The sequence below is a fragment of the Treponema maltophilum ATCC 51939 genome (assembly GCF_000413055.1).
Lineage (GTDB): Bacteria > Spirochaetota > Spirochaetia > Treponematales > Treponemataceae > Treponema_C > Treponema_C maltophilum.
Map to the genome: position 1 here is coordinate 1,117,782 of NZ_KE332518.1, position 18,256 is coordinate 1,136,037.

Sequence of the window (18,256 nt, forward strand, 5' to 3'; positions counted from 1 at the left end):
ATATTTAATTTTTCTTAAAATTAACTTTTTTCATAGATGTCAAAATAAGTATAACGGTATTTTGCGCAAAATCAAATATTCTAAAATCAGTAAGCGCATTTGCACAGAGTGCTTTAGAAGCTTTATTCACTGTTATATCATATTCGGACTCGGTATTAGCGATTTTGCCGGTTTTAAATCGAAAAGCGCCGGATAACGCTATAAAACAAAATTGTGCATTATTCTTTTTATGAAAAGAATATGAATCCGATATGTCACAATCGGTAAGCAAAAAAGCTGCCTGAATTTTAAAAGGAATATGTTTTTGGCTTTCTAAAAAAGAGAGGCTGCCGCGATTATCCGTAATTTTAGGTAAATTTATTATTTGCATTATAAGTTAAAAGCTTTCTTTATTATAGTTTTTAACGTATTATATAATTTTTCTTTATGTGTACGTCCGATTATATTTTTAGTATTTGTTTTATATAGTTTTATATAATCTTTGTATTCAAATGCAAAAGGATTATCATAAAAGAAATTGGGGTGCGAAAGAAGGTACTGCACTGTTCGTGAAAACCCCCATTCATATAAATCGACATCGGTTGATAAACATGCTTCGCGTAATAATAAAAATGCCGTATATTTTGTACTTGAAATATGTGAAAATTGTGGAAAAATTTTTTTTAATTCATCTGTAGGTAAGTCAAGGAAGAGATCCCGAATTATACAGTATTCCGTCTTATGACATTTTTCTGACCATACAGTATTATATGCGCTCAAATTACTTTTTTGCGTGAAACGTCTGTATCCTACCGTTATAAACGGATTAACGGAAAAATTGGCATTCATTACCACTCTTGTATTTAGATCATAATCATGATTTAAAATAAGCGAGGGGTTAAAAGCCGCAATTCTATCAAATAGCGATTTTTTAAAAGCGATACCGGGTGACGGAAAAATATTCCCATAATAAAAGGCTTTATTCAAAAGCTTATATTTATCGGTTTCTAGCACAGAGAGAGTTCTGCCGGTTAAACGATTTTTTTCATCGATAAATTTTAATTGTGGAAATAATACTTCCAAATCGGGATTTTCAGTAAATGCCTGTACTATGTTTTGTAGATGTGTAGGAAATAAAATATCGTCGCTGGCAATTAAGGTTACATATTCATATTGTGCTTTTGCTAATCCGTCATTAAAAGTTTTTCCCGGACCTAAATTTTTATCGTGACAAAAATATCTAATCTTATCGGATACATATTTTTGTACAATTTCTTTTGTAGAGTCACAGGAGCAATCATCCATTATAATGATTTCATAATTTTGTTCCGTTTGACTTAATACACTTTTAATGCTTTGTTCGATATAATCCGCTTGATTATATGTAGGAATGATAACACTAACGGCAGCAGGCATTATTTAAACTCCACCAAACTATTTTTATTCTTTTTTTGATATTTTATAATTTCTTTAAGCTGTATACAAAAATCAAATGGCAATAAAAATAAAAATAGAATTATTTTTATAATACCTTTTAATACGGAAAATATCGTTTTTCTATTTTTGAAGTATTTGCAGAGTTCATAAAATGAAGTAAAAAGATACGCCCCTTTTATATTTGAAAACGGCAGTTTTCCTGTTTTTTGAAAAGCTATAGCTAGTTTTCTTATATCCTCTATAGGTTGTTCATTTGTATTTGATAACTCTTTCGTTGTAAATTTTCGTATTTGGATGTCGGAATAAGGGTAACAAAATTCCTCTAATTCTTTTTCTATTTTTTCAATGTCTTTTGCATACTGCGGATACTTTCTAAAAACCTGCGTATTTGTTTGTGATTTTTCCGGAATAAATATTTGTCCTTTTTTTATATGTTCCGAATCTTTTAAGTTTAAAAATTTTTTAATTTTTGTTAAACTTTCTTCATAATTATAAATTAAATCTTCAAACTTTAGTTGCAGAATTGTATCAAAATGCTCTGCGTTTCTTCTATTACAGCTTCTATAGGTTTTAAACCAGTCAATATACGTTTCAACTGTCCATGTAGGAAGATATGGTTCTCCTTTATACATTTTATTTATTACATATAAATCTCGTGGATCTCTATCCCCAATTAAACATTTTGCATTTAAAAACCAATTTAATTCATGTATTACGCTTTCTGGTCGAAATAGAGCATCTACCAAAATAAAACGTTTATTTTGAGCTATTGGTGTAAAAATTTTCGAAGTATATGCTTGTGTTTTTTTATAAAATTCATTGTCAAATTTTCCATAGTATTGTTCGGTAAGTGTTTGAAAGGATGGCCTCCAATAATATTGCTCATAAAGTCCATATTTATTTTTGTATAAATTATCAAAAAGGAGTCTTGCCCTTTTAAAATTCTTAATTTCTTCCTTAGGAATTAAATCAGCGTCTCTTTCCGAATACATTCCTCCAAGCCATGAACCTGTGACAGTCTTTATGTATTCCATTGTGGAATTAAAAAAGAAATCTTTTCCGAAATTCGTTATATAGAATTGGTCATTTGATGCTAGTTTGGCTTGATATAGCATTTCTTTAACGGCTGCATTTACAAAAAGTTGATTCCGCAAAGCTGTTTCCAATTGGAATAGATTATTGCTGAAGAATTTACATTCAAATGTTGCACCTCCAATAATAGTTGAAACACATTCAAATTCTTCCAGTATATTTGTTAATGCGGAACTGCCAGACTCACCAAAGCCAGTCGTTCCTATTATAGTGAAGTCTATATTATTCATATCTTATAGTTAAATGCTTTATTCTCCCCGTAGTTTCTTAAGAGTTTCATTTATTAATGTAGAACTTGTACCTTTTGTATAAGGAAAATATACAACTCTGACACCAACAGATTGAAATTTCTTTTCCATCTTTTCCCAGTTTGGATGAGCAAACCAATCATCTCCGACAAACAACACATCAAAGTGTATTTTTTTCCATGTTTCAAATTTATCAATATTCTCTTGTGGAATAGCAGAATCCACATATCTTATACTTTTTATAATTTCAAGTCGTTCTGCAAATGGAATAACCGGTTTTTTATTTTTATAGGCTACCAATTCATCTATACTGACGCCAACTATTAATTTATCGCATAAACCTTTTGCATTACGCAAAAGATTCACATGTCCTATATGAAAAAGGTCATATACGCCCGATGTGTATCCTAATATCATGTTAGTTATCCTTATGATCATCAAAAATATTTAAGTATTTTTCAAGACAATAAACCATCCACTTTTGATCACCGGTGAGATCTTTTACACAGTTCGGTAAAAATTCTTTTCTTGTCGGGCCGTCCCAATCTTTCAACCATTGATCCATCGCTCTGGGCATCGGAATTTTATCCGGAACAGGTATGTGAGGATAACGTTTTTTAAACAGTTCCTTAATTAGGTACTTAGGCTCCCCATTACGAATTCGCTTTAAGTCTAACGGCTCAGCCATAACTAAATAAGCATGTGGATCTAGATGTATAATATTTTCCATATTAAAAGCATGCATATATGACGTATTGGTCTCTACGCCCAAAACTTCATTTATAAATTTTATAAAATCAATCTTGTTATCTTCAAGTCTGTATTTTTCATAGATATGAAGCATAGAAACCGGAGTTTTTAAAATTCTTTCGGGAGGAACAAATGTATATCTTTTTATCCACTCCTCAAATGTCCAATCTTTTGCAAGTAGTTTATTCATACCGCCAAAAACCAAATCCGTTGCAACTCCGGTAACAATTGCTTTAATTCCATCTTTCTTTGCCTGCAACATAGCTTTATGCAGCATAATTTCAATAGAGTGCACAGGTACTTGTCTATATTTTAATATTTCAGGTGTAAATTTTTCAAAATCATTCCAATACATTTCAATTATTCTGTGGTCAAGTCCATAAGCATCGGCATATTTTTTTGCTTGAATTGTTTCATCAATCGCTCCCGGTGCAATACATTTGAATGTATATGCAATAGTCCCTTTGGGCAAATAAGATGCCAAAACCGCAGAATCATTTCCCCCGCTTAAAAATATAGCTGTTTTACCAGGTATAATTTGTTTTTCTAAAATCTCTCTAGTATGCTTACCCACATCATCAGCTGTTTTGCAAGGTATTTTATTTCCGTCATAGGGTTTAAAGTTAGTATGACTAAGTCCTTGATAAAAGTTAATTTTTTCATCAGCTATAAATCGAAATGTTAAATAGCTACTCATACAATAATTCTTATCAATCATTGGTTTCTCCTTAATTTATTAATGTATCTAGTATAATTTTAGAACTTTTTTCAGTATCGAAAAAATAATGTGCCAGTATTTCTTTACGTTTATTCAAAAGGCTATCTTTTCCGGAAATTAATACATTTAAACACTCCTCTAATTCATTCTGATTGTGTACCCAATATAGACCTTTTGATAATTCTACTCCTAGATCGTTAAAAATATCCTTTTTATAAGTATATATAATCGGCTTTTTTGTAGGGAAAAATTCATATATTAATGATGTAGGATCTGTTATCAATATGTCTGCTGTATTAAAACTGTTATAATAATCTCTATTTGTATCTAACATAAATTTAGATGTAGAAAATTTTTGTTTAAGTTTTTGTATATCATCTTCTGTCATTTCGCCTGTGGTTATAAAATTTTGAAACATAAGGGGATGAGGCCTAAGGATTAACGTCACATCATCATGTTGATCAACGTAATTTATAAGCACATTATAATAATCAAAAAAAGTACATATTCCTTCTTTTGTATTCCACCTCGGAAGCCATAAAATATTATGTGAATCTGGTTTTACATATGAGGGGTCAGTAGTATAATGGTTCTTAAGAGCCTCTATTTTTGTAGAACCGGTTATAATAAATTTTTCAATTAAAAATTGCATATTTTTTTTGCAAAGATAGTCATAAATGATATTTTTATTAATATTTGTTTCTACAAAACAATATGTACTGTCTCTAAAAAAATCTATAGGATAGATAGTATTTTCAATTTCACCCTTTATTAAAGCTGTCCCATATGGTATGTGACATATTTGTGCAAACTTACTTACGTAATCGCTTTTTAGAGTTTCAGGATACATCCCATTATAAGGGGCTTGATAAAATACATAATCAGGATGCAATTGGAATAAATCAATCCATGTGTTTGCTTTTTCATTATATCCATAGATATATGGAATTCCAAGAGTATCAAGGTATTCCCGCAAACCGTCATCTTTATATGTACCGGCGGGTAGAGTAGAGTGTGCATAAGGGATAACTAAAACCGTTATATTCACTTGATCGGATTTACGAAAAGTGTCATATATGGATTGAAACATTAACCATGTTGCAGGTTCAAATGCAATTAGAACTATATTTAATTTTTGGTTAGTCATTTTTTTTAAAAGAATTCTATTTTCTACAAGCATTCTGGGTATATAGTAGTCATTATTTATACTTAATTCATTATTTAATTTATTAACATAATTTATGGAATTATTTAGTTTTTTTAAAAAATTAATTACTTTTCGCATAGTTATTCCTTACTGCATAATACTCCAATTCTTATTTGTAAAAAGAATTGATTTTCTATTTTCATAAAGGGTCATATGTTTTTCATCAGGTAATAATGTAATTACCATTCCTATAGTGTTATAATCTATAATATATTCAACATTTTTTATAGATGATAAAATTTCAATCCTATACTTTCCGGGCATTAATTCTTTCGTTGGTAGTTCAGCAATGACAATATTATCGCCCTCATTTAATGCGTCGCTAACTTCTTTACCACTATCAGAAAAAGCGGATTCCATTACTTTTACTCCAAGTTCAGTATATATGATATAATAAAGAGTTAATAAAGGGTTTTTTTTATTTATAAAAATATTAAATTCTAAAAAATAGTTATTACCCTGAATTAGATTTTTTTCTACATTATTAGAATATGGGTGTGAAATGATTTTAATATGATTTACTGTAATAAATTCATTTTCTATTTTGTTTACATTTTTCCAAATATAATCATCTGATACTTTCGTAATAGCTAAATTTTGATATTCCCCAATCGCCTCATCAATGTTATCGCTTTGAAATTTAATTTTGCCTTTTTCAAGAATCATACCCTTATTACAAAGAGATTTTACCGCCGCCATATTGTGACTTACAAACAATACCGTTCTGCCTTGTCCCGTACTCAGTTCGTTCATCTTTCCGAGAGCCTTTTTTTGGAATTCGGCATCTCCTACGGCGAGCACTTCATCGGCAATGAGGATTTCGGAATCGAGGTGGGCGGCAACGGCAAAGGCGAGCCGTACGTACATGCCGCTCGAATAGCGTTTTACGGGAGTATCGATATGTTTTTCGATTCCGCTGAAGTCTATAATCTCGTCGATTTTGCGGTCTACCTCTTTTTTTTTCATGCCGAGGATGGCGCCGTTAAGATAGACGTTTTCGCGGCCGGTCAGTTCCCCGTGAAATCCGGTTCCTACTTCCAAAAGGCTGGCAACCCTTCCACGTATTTTTACGCAGCCTTCGGTCGGGGCGGTTATTCTGCTCAGGATTTTTAACAGCGTGGATTTTCCCGCACCGTTTTTGCCGATTATGCCGACCCTGTCGCCCTGTTTGATTTCGAAGTTTAAGTCTTTCAGCGCCCAAAAACCGTCGTCGGTTCCGTCATATTTGTGCTCGCCGATTTTGGAATGCGGATCGGGTTTGCCCCGTTTGATCGCGATCCATGTTTGAATGTCGCGGAACAAGGTACCGTTATTGATAACGCCGAGCCGGTAATATTTTGAAAGATGTTCGGCTTTTATAGCTATGTCGCTCATAAATTCGTTCCTGATTTTATATCCGTTCGCCTATATATTTTAAATATGCACCGTATTCGGTTTTATATTCGCCGGCCGTTTTTAAAAGCACTGCTTTGTCTATCCAACGGTTTCGGTAGGCGATTTCTTCAATACACGATACGTATAAACCCTGTCGTTTTTGTATGGTCGAAATAAAGTTTGCCGCTTCCAAAAGTCCGTCGTAAGTACCCGTATCGAGCCATGCCATACCGCGTCCTAAAAGTTCGACATACAGTTTTTTTTCGGAAAGGTAGGCATTGTTTACCGACGTTATTTCGATTTCGCCGCGTGCCGAGGGTTTTACCCGTTTTGCAATTTCAATCACATCGTTATCGTAAAAGTATAAACCCGGAACCGCATAATTGCTTTTAGGCTGTGCGGGCTTTTCTTCGATCGAAAGCACGCGCTGTGTTCCGTCCGATGAGAATTCGACAACGCCGTATTCCCGCGGATCTTTTACATAATAGCCGAATATTTTTGCGCCGCCTTTTTTTGAAATCGTATCCGCGGCGTTTTTCAGCGTTTCGCCGAATCCCTGTCCGTAAAAGACGTTATCGCCTAAAATGAGCGATACGGAATCTTTGCCGATAAAGTTTTCGCCGACAATAAAGGCGTCCGCCAAACCGCGCGGTTTATCCTGCACGGCGTATTCAAAAGACATTCCCAGCTGGCTGCCATCCGCAAACAACTCTTTAAAAAGCGGCGTGTCGCGCGGAGTCGAGATAATCAGTACTTCGCGAATTCCGGCAAGCATAAGAACCGAAAGGGGATAATAAATCATGGGTTTGTCGTATAAGGGAAGAATCTGCTTCGATACGGCTTTGGTCAGCGGATACAAACGCGTCCCCGCGCCGCCGGCCAAAATAATACCTTTCATATTTTATCCTGCATTTTTCCGTAGCAATGAATTTCCGTTTTTTTCTTTTATATCACTGCACATTATATCAATCATTTTATTCGTTATTTCCGTTTTTTTGATGAGTTTTAAATTTTTAAACCATACAAGCGGAAAACTTTTTAATCGTTCAATAAGCACGTAATCGTCAAAACCTTCTTTTTCATGTGCCGCTTCCAAAATATCCGCCCAATTAAAATCGTACATCAAACAAATCGAAACAATATCAAAAACATCTTTTTCTTCATCGCGGCCGAGAACAGCCGTCAACTTATTTGCAAGTATATTATACACGTTGTCGACCGGTACACCGTTTCTGATGTTTGATTTGCCGTATCGATAAACGCGGTCGTTTACAAAATCGATTTTTAAATTTTCTATTTTTATGCGTAAAAAGTCCTTTGTGTTGACCGGGGTTTCTACGGTAAATTTTTTTTGTAAATTATAGATAACCGCTTTTGTTTCATCGTAAAAATACGGCTGTCCCTGCATAAATAAATCAAGGTCATCGGAATAACGCCTTGCACAATAAAACCGGTGTAAAGCCGTTCCGCCGGTTAAATAAAAAGGAGTTTCGCCCGAAAAAATAACTTTCAGAACTTTATCCTGCAGAGCATACAGTTGTGCATAATCCCGAATTATATCTTTTTCCATTGAAACTTCTCTATGTACTGCCGTTCATTCAACATTGTATTTCGCAATGCCCTAAATGAATCGGGAGTTAAACCGAATCGGGCGGAAAGTTTAAAATTATCAAATAGGTTCCGTAAATCCTTTTCGGCAAAAACCGATAAGTCCCGCATTTTATCAGGTGAGTTATAGACTATGCGGTTAAAAAGCCATTGCTTTTTTTTTGTATCGGTTCCCAAAGCAATATTTTGTAATTCATCTTCGGATATATTATAATCCCAAACACAGTCCTTTAAACTCACTTTTTTTCCTCTAAGTTTCCTACGACCTGCTTATTTCCAAGCCTTTTGTGTTGAGGCTCATGCCGACAAAGCGTGCGCGTGCGTTTACCGGATTTTCTTCAAGCGTACGCACTATTTTACGCGAAGCATCCGTATCTTTTGCGCATATGAGCATATAGCCGCCGCCGCCCGCTCCGGGCAGTTTGTAGCCGGCTGCATAATCGTCTATCATGCGTATGATGTGCTCGATATCTTCGTTACTTGTGCCGCTGTCGAGTTTTTTATTGAGTCGCCATGATCGCAAAACGGCGCGGGCGGCCTGTTCATAGCTTCCTTTTTGAAAGGCGAGGGCGCTGTTGTAAGCGTGTTGTTTTATATCGTGCAAAATATCGAGTGTTTTTTGTTCGTTTAAAAACATCGACTTTACGATTTCGGCTAAAATGCTTTTTGCCGTTCTCGTAATACCCGTGTAATATAAAAGCCAACAAGGAGCCGTCTGCGCATCGGCAAAAAGGCGCTCGTTTATCCAGCCGACGCCGATATTATTTTGAATTCCGTTTGAACTTTCCAGCAGTTTTAGGCCGCCGAATACCGCTCCGTATTGATCCTGCCAGCCGCCTCCGGTGGTTAAAAGTTGTTCGAGCACAAGGACGCGGTTTGCCGTTTCGTACCTGCTCCAATTAAGTGAACATGCATTCGAAAGCGTTCCCAAAACGGCGGCCGCAAGCACGGAACTTGTTCCGAGCCCGGAGCCTTTGGGAATGGCGGCCAAAAGGCTTATTTCCAAACCGCCGCCCATCGCGTCAAGTTGTTTTTCAAGCGTATCGAAATGCCGGGTACAAAAATCGGGATAAAATCCGCACAGGCAAAGAGCGGCTTTCGGAATCGCGAATACCGAGCCTACCTGATTAAAGGCTGCAAGGCTTTTGTACGTGTGCACTTCTTCGCTTTTTCCGTTGTCGATTGAACGAAGCCGTATAACCTTTTCTGGAATGGAACGCACATACACTTGAACGGGCTGCTGCCCGTTCAAATCGACGGCCGCATTTAAAACCGAGCCGCCGTTTATATTGCAAAAGGGCGGGGTATCGCTCCAGCCGCCGGCTATATCTATGCGTACGGGACTTCTTCCCCAGACGATTTGATCCGAATATAAGTCGTAGCGCGGCATAACCGGTTTAACCGTCCGCACGATCGCTTCGCGCAGTACGCCGAAGGCTTTATCGCTTTCTTTTTTTACCGACCGTTCATCTTTGGCGCACAATTCGGCGATGCGGCTTCTAAACATAGCGTCGCGCATGCGGTTTATGTATTCCGCATCGGAAGGAAGAGGTGCCGGAAGTTTTAAGCCGTGCTTTGCGTATATTTGCGCGGCCGCCGCCAAGTCGCTTTGATAAAACACGCTCTTTTCCCAGTGTTTTGCCAAAACGGCAATGTTTTCCAGGCAGTAGCCGACCCGCTGATTGTACAAAAAGGGAATATCGCACAAAGAGCCGATTTCATCGGCGCACAGACGCTTTGCCCCAAGCCACTCGGAAGCGGCTTTTCGGCATTCTTGCACGCTTAATTTTTCATCGGGTTTTGACGCAATCATCCAGTTAAGTAAAAGCGGAATCGCTTCTTTTTTTACAACCGGAAAAAGCGGCGCGCTTTGAATATCGGCTTCGGCAAAAACACCCGCATCTTTTGCGTCGATGCCGCGCCGGGAAAACCACCTTGCAAGCGGGGCGGAACACCACTGCGTTTTTTCATCGCCGCAGTTTCCGCGGAAAAAATCGTTCATTCCGTACGGCCGGATGCACCATTCGATATTTCCCCCGTTGTGAGCGCTGCGGACGGGAACAAAATCGATACAAATTGAAGAAGGAACGTCAACCGTCCAATCGTTTGCCGGCGCTCCGGTAATAATCGTGTTTTCATGAAGCGTCCATTTTTTCCCTACCGTGCCGTTTTCTATCCAAATATTGCGGTGCGTATGATTCCATTCAACATCGATCCGGGCGTTTTGCGTAAAAATACTCGGATGCGCTTTTACTTTTTTATGCCAAATCGCGCGCTGATCGGTTACGTGGTTTTGAATTTTTTCGGTCGACGAAATAAGTTCGGCACTCGTCCCGTAATGATAAAACTCTCCCTTGTCGAGGCATACGACGGCCGTGCTCAGTTGAGCAATGTCTTCATCGTGCAGCGTCGGATACTTTCCGAGCGCAGGGCCGAAATCCGAATATAAATCGTAAAAACGGGGAGGGCGGTTCGCACCGGAGCCGCAAGATGCATCGATACCGGCAGCTTCGGCCGTGCATTTTTTTTCGAGCACGTTTACCGCTTTATCGCTTAAAATCCATATGCCGATATCCATCATATAAAAACGGTTTTGTCCGATTTTTTCGAGCCGGGAAGGGGAAGGCTTTTGCAGCATACAGTCCAAAACATCGGGGCTTTCTTTTTTTACGACGAACACGCCGTGCCGGGAAGCCGTTTCAGGTTCAGTCCACATGCCGAAGCATACGACATCGACATCGGGTAAAGTTTCGGGAAGCTCGTCGGTACGCACCAAAATATCACCCGATGCGATAAGCGTGTTTTGCCGTTCCGCCGTTACAGCCATAAGTTTTTCGTACAACCGGCTTTGAATATCCAACAGCGTTTGCGTAATACTTTGACCGATTGCCCAGCGGAAAACGGGAATCGGCGTCAGCAGTTTTCCCCATACCGCATAAGAAGGAAGCCGCCTGCTTTGGCCGCCTGCGTGAATGATAATGCGCTTTGTTTCCGCTTTTTTATCGGCGGCTTGTTTTTTATCGATTTGTTTACAAGCTTCCCGCTCTTTTTGCAAAAGCCATGCGGTCGCTCCGCCCGAGCCTATTTTTTCCCCTTTAGGGTCGGAGGCGGCAAGATACTGCCGATCTTCGGTATCGGGAACAATCGTTTTCCAGCACGACGCAAGGTTTTCAGGTACGGATAATAAATACTGCATTAAATAACATCCACAAAGGTGCGTTCGTTGCGGTTAAACAACACGAGGCCGAAAAACATAAACGCGATCGTTTCGGCAATGCTGATCATAATCATCGATACGGGAACGTTTCCCGCACCGTAAAACCATATGCGGAACAGTTCTATGGGCGCGCTCATCGGGTTTGCATAAAACACCCACCAAAACTTTTGAGGCGCTTCGGACAGCGGATAGACAATCGGCGTTGCGTACATGGCAAGCGAAAGACCGAAGCCCAAAAGCTGGTTTAGGTCGCGGTACTTTGTCGTGAGCGCCGATATAATCATGCCGAATCCGGTTCCCATAGCGCCCACCCAAATAACGAGCAGGGGCAGCGCCGCGATCCACCACGAAGGCCGAATGGGCGCTTTTACGATAAGATAATACACGTAAAAAATCATCAGCGTTGCAAACTGAATGCCCAGCTTTATCATGTGGCCGACGGTTGTGGAAATGGGGACGGTCAAGCGCGGAAAATATACTTTGCCGAAAATACTCGAATTCGCCGAAAAACAGCCGGCTGCGCTGTTTAAGCAGGCGGTAAAATATGTCCAAAACATCGTGCCGGCAAAATAAAAGAGCAAATAGGGAACTCCGTCCGTTCCTATTTTTGCAAGATTGCCGAACACAAAGGTATACATAACCGCCGTTACCAAGGGCTGCACAATGTACCACAGCGGTCCCAAAATGGTTTGCTTGTATGCGGTTACAAAATCACGCTTGATAAACATAAATACCAAATCGCGGTAGCGTATCAATTCGCGGATTTTTAAATCCAAAAGCCGGTTTTTCGGCTCGAGAATCATATCCCAGTGTTCGTCGGATTTTACGGTAATTTTCATTTTAAATTATAATTCCAATTCCCTTCATATATTCTTCAAGTTTCACTGTGAAGCGGCGCATTTCTTCAGGTTGGATATCGCCGATATTGGCAATGCGGAATGTATCGATATTACCAAGTTTTCCCGGATAAATTGTAAAGCTGTGTTCTGCAGCAAAATCATGCAAGGCTTCAAAGCTGTATTTAGGAGTTTCAGGTTCTAAAATTGCCGTAATAAAATGACTTTGATGTTCTTCTTTTACCAACATTTTAAGACCGAGCTTTTTAACGGCTGCAACTAAGATATTCCAACATGCAGTATAACGCTCATACCGCCTTTGCACCGTTTCCTGTTTTGTTTCAAGCACAGCCTGACGCAAGGCATACATGGTTTGTACAGGCGGCGTAAAGCGTGTCTGATGCGTTTTTGCGAAATAGGCATATTGGTCATAAAGATTTAAATAGTAATTCCGCATAGGATAATCTTTTATTTTTTCAAGCTCTGCCTTATTGCAAATCACAAAACCGACACCGGCCATTCCTTGAATGTTTTTATTGCTGGTAGAGGCCATAAAATCGATACCGAGGCTTTTTAGATCCATTGGCATTCCGCAATACGCACTTACCGCATCCACAATCGTAACCATTCCGTATTTTTTAGCCATAGGACAAATGATATGTAATGGGTTTAAAAGCCCTGTAGTAGTTTCATGGTAAACACAGGCAAGGTGAGTATATTTTTTTGTTGCGAATTCCGCTTCCAATTTTTGTAAATCCAAAGGTTCATATGTCGAGCTTTTAAAAATATCCATAGGAATTTTATAAATATGGGCAATTTTGGCCATGCGGGCACCGTAGGAACCGTTGTCTATTACCAAAAGCCTTCCCGTATCAGGCACGCATGAAGAAACCATAACCTCATCGGCACCGGTACCGGAACAGCCGAACATCACGGTTTCATATTCATCGGGATTGGTTTCCGGACTTAGAGCAAAAAGTTTTAATTCATCACAAAGCCATTGCATTAAGTCACCGAATACTTTTTCACGCGGGCAAATATCGGCAGAAACTTGTGCATATTTTACGCTATCCGTAGTGGTTGCAGGACCGGGATTAAGTAAAACTTCACGGCGTACCGCACGCAGCTTCTCGTTTTCAACAATATGAGGATAAATATTTTTTACAGCCATCTCTAAATGGTCTTCGTTATCTATTTCGCGCCAAACAAAATATTCTATTCTTTTTATTGCGACAGGTACCGTTTTCGCCGCTTCCAAAAGAGCATGTTCATATTCCATCTTAGGTAAATCGCTGTGATGTGTTTTTGCATAAGCACACATCTTATCCAATGTGCTCTTGGTTAATTTTGTAATACCGACAAGTTCCCCGAAAATATTTTTTAAAGCATCCTTGTTTTTGGAAAGACCTGTAAGACAATTCTTTTCATCAGCTTCAAGATAAACCTCATCACCGGATTTGGTAGCACCGCTTGCCAATATTAGATTTTTACGCTCATCGTTTATAAGAGAAAATAAACCGGCTGAATCATAAATAAGGTCGGATTCTAAAAGTAAAAAAGACTCGTTCACAAAGGAAGCACAAACTTCAAGGGTACCCATGCTGCCGGTATTTGCATAGTTTTCATTCTTTACCGTGATAATTGCAGGATATTCTTTTGCGAGGTTATCATAGTACTCATTGCAATGTCCCGTTCCGATTACGATTTTTTCAATTCCGTGAGCAAGGAGCTTTTGTACGGATTGTTCAACAATTGCAGTGCCGCCTATTTCCAAAAAACCTTTCGGCATAGTTTTGGTTTTATCTTCTAAGCGCGAACCTAAACCGCCCGCCAAAATTACAGCTTGCTTAATCATTTTTTCTCCTCCAAAAATTCCATAAAGGCTCTTTTGTTTTCTATAGGGGATGATTTAGGTCTTCCTAGATCCGCTCTTGCCCCCTTTGATACCAACACTTCGATAAGAAAAGATCCTTCAGCTGAAGATAAATATTCTAGCTGAGTTTCAAGTTCTTCAATAGTTTTAACCGATACAACCTTATCATAACCGCAGGCTTGAGCAACAGCACATAGATTTATTTTCCTTCCTACAGTAGGCTGTCCGCCGACGGAATCGTGGGCACCGTTATTTAAAACAATGTGTACCATGTTTTTCGGCTTTTGAGTCCCTATTGTTGTCAAGCCCCCTAAGTGCATAATTGCGGCACCGTCACCGTCAATGCAAAAAATTTTCCGTGCTGGCTTACTTAAAGCGATGCTGAGGGCAATTTGTGAAGCATGTCCCATAGAGCCCACAGTTAAAAAATCCTTGGCATGACCTTGTCCGTGCTTATCGCGCAGTTCATATAACTCCCGCGATGCCATTCCCGTGGTCGAAACAAAACAAGCATTTGAAGGAGCATTCAATATTATTTTTTCGATTGCTTCCTCACGGCTCATCTCGGCAGGGACAGTCTCATTTGTTTTTAACTTATAAGAATCAAAAATTCCTTTGCGCACAACAATTGCATAAGGAGAACTTGAAGCTTTTATATGAGAGTAGGCCTTTTCAAGCTGAACTTTTGCCTCGGTTTCTTTATCCGAAAGAATACAATAAGGGATTTCCATTGCATCAAGAAGTGAACAGGTAACCCTGCCTTGCTTTATATGTTGAGGTTCGTCATGTACTCCCGGTTCTCCGCGCCAACCTATCACAAGCAGTATCGGGACTGAATACACCTGTTTGTCCGCAAGCGAAAGCAAAGGATTGACCGTATTTCCCAAGCCGGAATTCTGCATATAAACAAGAGGAACCCTTCCTGTTGCAAAATAATATCCTGCGGCAAGTCCTACGGCACAACCTTCATTTGCTGCGATAATATGATTTTTACCTTCTACATTATCGGTAATATAAGCACAAAAGCTTTTTAAAAGGGAATCGGGAACACCGGTAAAAAAGCCTGTTCCGTTTTCTTTTAACAACTCATAAAAAAACTGAGGTCTTATCATTTATTTAGTTCCCGGAATAAGTTCCAAAATTTGTTTAATCGAAAGGCACATGTCATTGACTTCCAGTGAACGCTCGGCCTCTAAAATTGTCTGAGCCGCTTTAAGCATTGCAGGATATGAAGCTCGCAGCATGTGATTGGCATAGATAATTATATTTGCCCCCCAAGAAGCTAATTCCTTTTCGGTAAATTGATTATATGTTGTGGGTACCAAAACTATCGGCACCTTTTCATACTCCTTTCTAAAACGTTCGCAAAATTCTTTTATATCGTTTCCGTGCTTTTCTTTGCTGTGAATCATAACACCGTCGGCACCGGCTTTTACATAGGCAAAGGCACGCTCCAAGGCTTCATCAACGGAATGGCCTGCTATAAGAGATTCAAGACGGGCTATTATCATAAAGTCCTTTGTAACTTGCGCCTTTTTTCCCTCGGAAATTTTATGACAAAAATCTTCGACATCTGCCAATTCCTGTTTTGCTTCCGTGCCGAAAAGGCTGTTCTTCTTTAAACCAACCTTATCTTCGATTATGATGGCAGAAACGCCGTTACGTTCAAGGGTCCGCACAGTAAAAACAAAGTGCTCGGTTTTTCCCCCAGTGTCCCCATCAAAAATAATAGGCTTGGTAGTACATTCAAGAATATCGGTCAGGCTTTGTAAACGGGTTGTAAGGTCAACAGCTTCTATATCGGGCTTTCCTTTACTGGTAGAGTCTGTCAAGCTGGAAGACCACATTCCGTCATAGCGGTGAACACCGTCATCTTTTTGTACTTCAAGATTTTCTATGATGAGCCCCGAAAGACCGGAATGAGCTTCCATTATGCGGACTATCGGTTTAGCTTCAATAAGCCGCCGTAAGGTTTTCATTCTGATTTCAGGTGTTGTACCTATACTGTGCATATTCGAGGCAAGGGCACTTGAATTAATCCCTTTAGTATACGGAACTTCAATAACCTCGCCGCCCCATTCTTTCATCACTTCGATAACCTCATCCCGAATCTTACTTAAAGAGCCGTTTTTCCAATCGTCACCGTGGATAATAAAATGGGGTTTTATTTTTTTTAAATTGGGGACATATGACCATTCTTCTTGAGGAATTACTTTACTCACACCTTTTATATTCTCCAGAACTTGTTTACGCTGTTCATAAGTGAGATACGGAAGCCTTTTATGGGAAACAATGGCATTGTCGGTCAATAGACCGATTATCAGTTGTCCGTGTTTTGCACCTTCATTGATAATGTTGATAATCCCCGGATGAATAATATCTCCGGTAAGCCCAAGATAAACTTTTTTTTCCATGTTGTTAATTCCTCTACATCTTCTCAAAAATGAATTTACAGAAAGTTTTTATGCGGTTTATAAACGAGGTTTCTATGCGATCACGCAAAAAAAAGACGCTCGGAGCGTTGACGCCGCCGATACCGTACAAAACGATAAAATCATCGTATGCAAAAGCATAAACGAATGACTGCATTTTTTCCGGACGCACGACGGTCATGTTGCCGTACGAAACGCCGCTTGTATTCTTCATTCGGTAAAAAAGTTCGGAGCCGCCGGCAGTCAAATCTATATCGACGTTTATTTTGCCGAAAGGCTCCATAACCAAATCCACATTCATATTGCCGCCGTTTTCCGAAACATCGCTGCGCACAATCGCTGCGCTTGAATATAAATCGTAAAAACGCTGATTCCGTTCCGACCAATACGGAATACCGACATAGCCTTCAATATCGAGCAAAAGCGGTTTGAGTTTTTTAAGTAAATCCTCATTGCCGCTTGCGGGCAGCACTTGAATAACTTCTGCCAAATATGAAGGTTTTAATTTCGTGACGTTTTCGATAAGATATGCCGCTTGCGCCGTTACGGGATTCAGGCAGACATTTTTTGCCTTGCCGATGTTCCGTATGAGGATTTCGCCGTTCGCAAGTTTTTGACTTTCGGCCGCGGTCAAGTTGGAGTTAAACAGCGCTTGCGAAAAGACGGGAAGCGCGGCGGTAAAAAACAGTCCGAAAAACAGGCTGAAAATAAAAAAACGAAGCGTTTTATTTTTTTGCATGCATTCTCCTAAACGAGCAGCGATTCGGCGGAACGCAAAATACCGATTACCGTCGTACAATGCTCTTCAAAATCGGAAAAACCGTCCGTTTGAGCAAAAGCTTCATAGAGGTTTTCATCTGAAAATACAATAACGGCATCGTCGGTTACAAAAAAAGGGGCATTAAAAAACGAATCGCTGTCGGTTTTTATAAAAGCAAGTTTACAAAAACGGCATGCGTAATCGAATAAAAATTCCAAATCATTATCGCCGACCAAAATAAGCTTTTTGCAGCCGCGTTCTGCGGCGGAATGCACAAAATCGCGTATACAGCCCTGATATTCGTTCATAAGGCGCGCGGTATTTTTTAAATAACGCTTCGAACGTACGGCCAATTCTTTCATCCCCTGCGGCGTCAGCACATATTGAATGTTGCGCTTTGAAAGCTTTTTCATATACAGCCAGCCCTTATCCGCAAAGCGGCGTAAAAGTGCATTGGTCATTCCAAGCGATAAATTGCTGTATGCGGCAAGTTCGCGCTGGTTTGCTTCGCTGTTTTTGCTGAGTGCGTGATGTACGTTTGAAAGGAATTGAAGTTCGGAATCCTGTTCCATAAAGGACAATGTTCTTTTTTCGGCACATGCTTTTTCTAAAACACTGCATAAAAATCGTGCCGAAAACGGAAAAGGTAAATGGCGAAGCACTTTACTTTGCCGCCGAAACAGGCTAAAGGGCGCTCCGTCAATTGTTCATGCTGTGAACAATAT

The 18,256-nt window shown here is 39.3% G+C and carries 17 protein-coding genes; all 17 read right to left on the reverse strand.

What is annotated here, in order from left to right:
• Window positions 1–4: 4 nt before the first annotated feature.
• From HMPREF9194_RS05010 to HMPREF9194_RS11860, 17 genes are read right to left on the reverse strand one after another with little or no spacing between them, the layout of a single operon-like run.
• A complete protein-coding gene (locus HMPREF9194_RS05010; RefSeq protein WP_016525294.1) occupies window positions 5–370 on the reverse strand; it encodes a WxcM-like domain-containing protein in 366 nt (121 codons plus the stop codon).
• A complete protein-coding gene (locus tag HMPREF9194_RS05015; RefSeq protein ID WP_016525295.1) occupies window positions 370–1,395 on the reverse strand; it encodes a glycosyltransferase in 1,026 nt (341 codons plus the stop codon). The genes HMPREF9194_RS05010 and HMPREF9194_RS05015 overlap by 1 nt, the downstream gene beginning before the upstream one ends.
• Window positions 1,395–2,738 (reverse strand): sulfotransferase family protein, encoded by a 1,344-nt coding sequence (locus tag HMPREF9194_RS05020; protein ID WP_016525296.1) that lies wholly within the window; start codon window positions 2,736–2,738, stop codon window positions 1,395–1,397. The genes HMPREF9194_RS05015 and HMPREF9194_RS05020 overlap by 1 nt, the downstream gene beginning before the upstream one ends.
• Window positions 2,739–2,756: 18 nt before the next feature.
• Entirely contained in the window at window positions 2,757–3,173 is a 417-nt protein-coding gene (locus HMPREF9194_RS05025; protein WP_016525297.1) for an FAD synthase family protein, read from the reverse strand.
• A gap of 1 nt (window position 3,174) precedes the next feature.
• Complete coding sequence (locus tag HMPREF9194_RS05030; RefSeq protein WP_016525298.1) at window positions 3,175–4,224, reverse strand: asparagine synthase-related protein; 1,050 nt, start codon at window positions 4,222–4,224, stop codon at window positions 3,175–3,177.
• A 10-nt stretch (window positions 4,225–4,234) separates the two neighbouring features.
• Window positions 4,235–5,509 (reverse strand): CDP-glycerol glycerophosphotransferase family protein, encoded by a 1,275-nt coding sequence (locus HMPREF9194_RS05035; RefSeq protein WP_016525299.1) that lies wholly within the window; start codon window positions 5,507–5,509, stop codon window positions 4,235–4,237.
• 9 nt (window positions 5,510–5,518) lie between these two features.
• Window positions 5,519–6,805, reverse strand: a complete 1,287-nt coding sequence (locus HMPREF9194_RS05040) for an ABC transporter ATP-binding protein (RefSeq protein WP_016525300.1) — start codon at window positions 6,803–6,805, stop codon at window positions 5,519–5,521.
• A 16-nt stretch (window positions 6,806–6,821) separates the two neighbouring features.
• Window positions 6,822–7,703 (reverse strand): glucose-1-phosphate thymidylyltransferase RfbA, encoded by an 882-nt coding sequence (rfbA, locus tag HMPREF9194_RS05045; RefSeq protein WP_016525301.1) that lies wholly within the window; start codon window positions 7,701–7,703, stop codon window positions 6,822–6,824.
• Between the two features lie 3 nt (window positions 7,704–7,706).
• Complete coding sequence (locus tag HMPREF9194_RS05050) at window positions 7,707–8,375, reverse strand: nucleotidyl transferase AbiEii/AbiGii toxin family protein (RefSeq protein ID WP_016525302.1); 669 nt, start codon at window positions 8,373–8,375, stop codon at window positions 7,707–7,709.
• Entirely contained in the window at window positions 8,360–8,653 is a 294-nt protein-coding gene (locus tag HMPREF9194_RS05055) for a hypothetical protein (protein WP_016525303.1), read from the reverse strand. Before HMPREF9194_RS05055 ends, HMPREF9194_RS05050 begins: the two co-directional genes overlap by 16 nt.
• Before the next feature lie 19 nt (window positions 8,654–8,672).
• On the reverse strand, window positions 8,673–11,609 hold the full coding sequence (locus HMPREF9194_RS05060) for a bifunctional fucokinase/fucose-1-phosphate guanylyltransferase (protein ID WP_016525304.1): 2,937 nt from the start codon (window positions 11,607–11,609) through the stop codon (window positions 8,673–8,675).
• Complete coding sequence (locus HMPREF9194_RS05065; RefSeq protein ID WP_016525305.1) at window positions 11,609–12,469, reverse strand: ABC transporter permease; 861 nt, start codon at window positions 12,467–12,469, stop codon at window positions 11,609–11,611. Before HMPREF9194_RS05065 ends, HMPREF9194_RS05060 begins: the two co-directional genes overlap by 1 nt.
• 1 nt (window position 12,470) lies before the next feature.
• The gene (locus HMPREF9194_RS05070) at window positions 12,471–14,321 is read right to left on the reverse strand and encodes a 2-aminoethylphosphonate aminotransferase (protein WP_016525306.1); all 1,851 of its coding nucleotides are present in this window, start codon (window positions 14,319–14,321) and stop codon (window positions 12,471–12,473) included.
• Complete coding sequence (aepY, locus tag HMPREF9194_RS05075) at window positions 14,318–15,451, reverse strand: phosphonopyruvate decarboxylase (protein ID WP_016525307.1); 1,134 nt, start codon at window positions 15,449–15,451, stop codon at window positions 14,318–14,320. Before aepY ends, HMPREF9194_RS05070 begins: the two co-directional genes overlap by 4 nt.
• Window positions 15,452–16,753 (reverse strand): phosphoenolpyruvate mutase, encoded by a 1,302-nt coding sequence (gene aepX / locus HMPREF9194_RS05080; RefSeq protein ID WP_016525308.1) that lies wholly within the window; start codon window positions 16,751–16,753, stop codon window positions 15,452–15,454.
• Window positions 16,754–16,766: 13 nt separating this feature from the next.
• Window positions 16,767–17,510 carry a DUF6675 family protein gene (locus tag HMPREF9194_RS05085; RefSeq protein WP_016525309.1) on the reverse strand — a complete coding sequence of 248 codons (744 nt, stop codon included), beginning with the start codon at window positions 17,508–17,510 and terminating at the stop codon, window positions 16,767–16,769.
• A gap of 8 nt (window positions 17,511–17,518) precedes the next feature.
• Window positions 17,519–18,103, reverse strand: coding sequence for a helix-turn-helix domain-containing protein (locus tag HMPREF9194_RS11860; RefSeq protein ID WP_016525310.1), 585 nt, complete (start codon window positions 18,101–18,103; stop codon window positions 17,519–17,521).
• Window positions 18,104–18,256 lie beyond the last annotated feature (153 nt).

What these genes read in the sequence shown, in the direction of transcription:
- HMPREF9194_RS05030 (WP_016525298.1), bottom strand. Translation starts at nt 4,224, where the DNA reads ATGATTGATAAGAATTATTGTATGAGTAGCTATTTAACATTTCGATTT.
- HMPREF9194_RS05010 (WP_016525294.1), bottom strand. Translation starts at nt 370, where the DNA reads ATGCAAATAATAAATTTACCTAAAATTACGGATAATCGCGGCAGCCTC.
- HMPREF9194_RS05015 (WP_016525295.1), bottom strand. Translation starts at nt 1,395, where the DNA reads ATGCCTGCTGCCGTTAGTGTTATCATTCCTACATATAATCAAGCGGAT.
- HMPREF9194_RS05060 (WP_016525304.1), bottom strand. Translation starts at nt 11,609, where the DNA reads ATGCAGTATTTATTATCCGTACCTGAAAACCTTGCGTCGTGCTGGAAA.
- aepX (WP_016525308.1), bottom strand. Translation starts at nt 16,753, where the DNA reads ATGGAAAAAAAAGTTTATCTTGGGCTTACCGGAGATATTATTCATCCG.
- aepY (WP_016525307.1), bottom strand. Translation starts at nt 15,451, where the DNA reads ATGATAAGACCTCAGTTTTTTTATGAGTTGTTAAAAGAAAACGGAACA.
- HMPREF9194_RS11860 (WP_016525310.1), bottom strand. Translation starts at nt 18,103, where the DNA reads ATGGAACAGGATTCCGAACTTCAATTCCTTTCAAACGTACATCACGCA.
- HMPREF9194_RS05065 (WP_016525305.1), bottom strand. Translation starts at nt 12,469, where the DNA reads ATGAAAATTACCGTAAAATCCGACGAACACTGGGATATGATTCTCGAG.
- HMPREF9194_RS05020 (WP_016525296.1), bottom strand. Translation starts at nt 2,738, where the DNA reads ATGAATAATATAGACTTCACTATAATAGGAACGACTGGCTTTGGTGAG.
- HMPREF9194_RS05085 (WP_016525309.1), bottom strand. Translation starts at nt 17,510, where the DNA reads ATGCAAAAAAATAAAACGCTTCGTTTTTTTATTTTCAGCCTGTTTTTC.
- rfbA (WP_016525301.1), bottom strand. Translation starts at nt 7,703, where the DNA reads ATGAAAGGTATTATTTTGGCCGGCGGCGCGGGGACGCGTTTGTATCCG.
- HMPREF9194_RS05050 (WP_016525302.1), bottom strand. Translation starts at nt 8,375, where the DNA reads ATGGAAAAAGATATAATTCGGGATTATGCACAACTGTATGCTCTGCAG.
- HMPREF9194_RS05035 (WP_016525299.1), bottom strand. Translation starts at nt 5,509, where the DNA reads ATGCGAAAAGTAATTAATTTTTTAAAAAAACTAAATAATTCCATAAAT.
- HMPREF9194_RS05040 (WP_016525300.1), bottom strand. Translation starts at nt 6,805, where the DNA reads ATGAGCGACATAGCTATAAAAGCCGAACATCTTTCAAAATATTACCGG.
- HMPREF9194_RS05025 (WP_016525297.1), bottom strand. Translation starts at nt 3,173, where the DNA reads ATGATATTAGGATACACATCGGGCGTATATGACCTTTTTCATATAGGA.
- HMPREF9194_RS05070 (WP_016525306.1), bottom strand. Translation starts at nt 14,321, where the DNA reads ATGATTAAGCAAGCTGTAATTTTGGCGGGCGGTTTAGGTTCGCGCTTA.